This is a genomic window from Mesorhizobium sp. M7A.F.Ca.US.006.04.2.1, from assembly GCF_004022915.1.
Taxonomy (GTDB): Bacteria; Pseudomonadota; Alphaproteobacteria; order Rhizobiales; family Rhizobiaceae; genus Mesorhizobium; species Mesorhizobium ciceri.
Map to the genome: position 1 here is coordinate 1 of NZ_RZQA01000896.1, position 2465 is coordinate 2465.

At 58.1% G+C, this 2465-nt stretch carries 4 protein-coding genes; all 4 read left to right on the forward strand.

Going from position 1 to position 2465, the window contains the following annotated elements; all coding sequences use genetic code 11:
- Positions 1-838: tyrosine-type recombinase/integrase (locus EN925_RS31830; RefSeq protein WP_164894525.1), on the forward strand; the 838-nt coding region annotated here is incomplete at its 5' end.
- A gap of 217 nt (positions 839-1055) precedes the next feature.
- Positions 1056-1313 carry a helix-turn-helix domain-containing protein gene (locus tag EN925_RS31835; RefSeq protein ID WP_127368194.1) on the forward strand — a complete coding sequence of 86 codons (258 nt, stop codon included), beginning with the start codon at positions 1056-1058 and terminating at the stop codon, positions 1311-1313.
- A gap of 16 nt (positions 1314-1329) precedes the next feature.
- Positions 1330-1662, forward strand: a complete 333-nt coding sequence (locus EN925_RS31840) for a hypothetical protein (protein ID WP_127368195.1) — start codon at positions 1330-1332, stop codon at positions 1660-1662.
- A 129-nt stretch (positions 1663-1791) separates the two neighbouring features.
- A partial coding sequence (locus EN925_RS31845; RefSeq protein WP_164894526.1) for a DEAD/DEAH box helicase family protein occupies positions 1792-2465 on the forward strand: 674 nt, incomplete at its 3' end.

Consider the following 2465-nt stretch of genomic DNA (forward strand, 5'->3'; position numbering starts at 1 on the left):
TCTGACGTCCTGGCGGGACAAGCCACTCAACTTCATCACTCGTGATGCCGTGGAGAAGCGCCACGGCGAGATTGCCCAGAAGATCGCGCTATCAAATCGCTGGAAGGGCGAGGTGACTGCTAACACGACGATGGCCATCCTTCGTCTTCTCTGGAATTTCGCAGCGGACCAAGACCCGACGCTTCCGCAAAATCCTGTCCGCTTACGGAAGCAGTGGTTTGCTGAAGCGCGGCGCGAACGAATGGTTGAGGCCGACGACATGCCCGCCTTTTACAAGGCTGTCTGCGCTTTGCCCAACCCGGTTGCAGCCGACTACCTACGCTTCATTCTCTTCACAGGGTTGCGCCGACGCGAGGCCGCACTGTTGAAATGGGCGTATGTCGATTTCGACAAAAAGCTGCTTCACATCCCAGCCATCAACACCAAGGCAAAGCGCAAGCTTGACTTACCGATGTCCGACTTCGTTCGGGATTTGCTAGTGGCGCGGCGCGCGGTTGGAAAAGACCCCAACGACTACGTGTTTCCCTCGCACGGCAAGAAGACAGGCTATATCGCGGAGCCGAAATTTCCTCTCGATGCCGTTGCCAAAGCCTGCGGCGTCCAGGTGTCGGTGCACGACTTGCGGCGCACCTTCATCACTGTAGCTGAGGAAACAGAAATCAGCCCCATGGCGCTCAAGGCTCTGGTCAACCACTCGCTGGGAAATGACGTCACGGAGGGGTATGTGCAGATGAGGGTAGAGCGCCTTCGGAGCCCGGCGCAGAAGGTTGCCGACCGGCTCAAAACGCTATGCGGAATTGTTCCCATCGAGGGCGCGAACGTCGTCGCGATAGGCTGAAGCAAAAACGTTCCGCTTGTGGGTTTTGTTTTCCGCCCTTACTGTAACGCTGTAGTCCGTAGGCTGCCTGCTGAGGTGGCATAGGGCCTTTCGGGATCGTGCCCGTATATACGATCCATCCAAACGACAGGCTCTCGTGTGCAAAAAAAATGCGCGCGAGGGCTTTTTGTTGTTCGGCTCCCGCGCGTCCTTGACCAAAGCAAAAAGGATGAGCGCTATGGAATTGAATCTGCATCTCGACAAACGAGCCGACAACCTTGTCGCTGCCGTCGCCGGTGACGATGAGGACCTACTGAATACGGCTCAGACCGCAAAGCTTCTGGGCGTCAGTGTCCAGTGGATTGAGACGGGACGGTCGAAAGGCTACGGCCCGCCCTTCATCCGCATCGGGGCGCGTAACATCCGTTATCGGCGCGACTCCCTGCGCGAATGGTTGAAAGGTCGGGCAGAGTACCGCTCGACGCGCGAATACTAACCCCGGCGCCCAAAACGTGACCAGCCTGCGCAGCTACTTCCTTTTCCTCACCAAACGCCGTGAGCGCATACGTCAGGGCTTGCGGAGCGGCACCGTCTCGCTGCCAAACGAGAACGATTTCTATATCGCCCAATTGTATCGCCACAAGAACGGCAAGCGCTGGTCATTCAAGGTTGGTGACAAGATGATGTCGCTGACGACATCCGAACTCAAGAGCCAAGGGACGTTTCGCTATGCCGTGGCGGACGCGATCGGCGTGCTGCCCCCAATGCGCGCTCCAATCAACCATGAGTTCTGGGTGCGAAACCTAATGGAAAACGCTGTTGAAAAAGAAAACGCCGATCCCTGAAGAGGGACCGGCGCTCAAGAAGGACGTGTGGAACAGAAGGAGCCGGGGTGTCGTGCGGACCGACCCAGGACCAACTCCCAACAACATAGCCGCTCAATTCTAACCAGTAAATAGAATAGAAGCCGGCTAATGAATTTTCCAAAACTTCGCTCGGCCCTCAGCTTCAACTATGACTCTGATGGAATGGTGCGCGATAACCGCGACAACTTCATCACGGCTGTTGTGGCTGCGGCGATTACGGAGCACCCAGAAGGGGCGGACCCTGCGACGCTGCTTGCCTACGCGACCGCGTGGGTTCAAGCCCAGGCGGACCTTACGCGGCCGCACAAGGGCAGATGGCAGTGGAGCGACGATGTCCAACTTGAAAGGTTTCTGACCAAGCAGATTGCCCGTGCCCAGAAGCACGAAGCAAAAATCCGAGCAGGCAGGCAGAAGCGCGGCCTCGTTCCAGGAGTAGCACCAGCTCGCCGCTCCAATCCGATGACGCCGCACGCCGCGACCGAAACGTTGCGACGCGAGTTGATGAAATTCGCGACAGCTCTGCCCTTCTGGAATCCGGTCGAGCAGATGGATGCCTATATCGTGGAAGGTCCCTCACCGGACTCGACTGTTCCCCGGCTGCTCGTAGCGGGCGCTGCTGGGTTGGGGAAGAGCACGATGCTGCTGGAACTGCTCGCCGACCTGTTCAAGTCCAGTGCGGCCCGAGGGGACATGAAGCGCCGCGTCTTCTACCTCTGTCCGACCATAGAGCTGTGCGAGGAGTTGGCCCTTAAGTACAAGGCAATGGGTGGGCGGGGCATTGT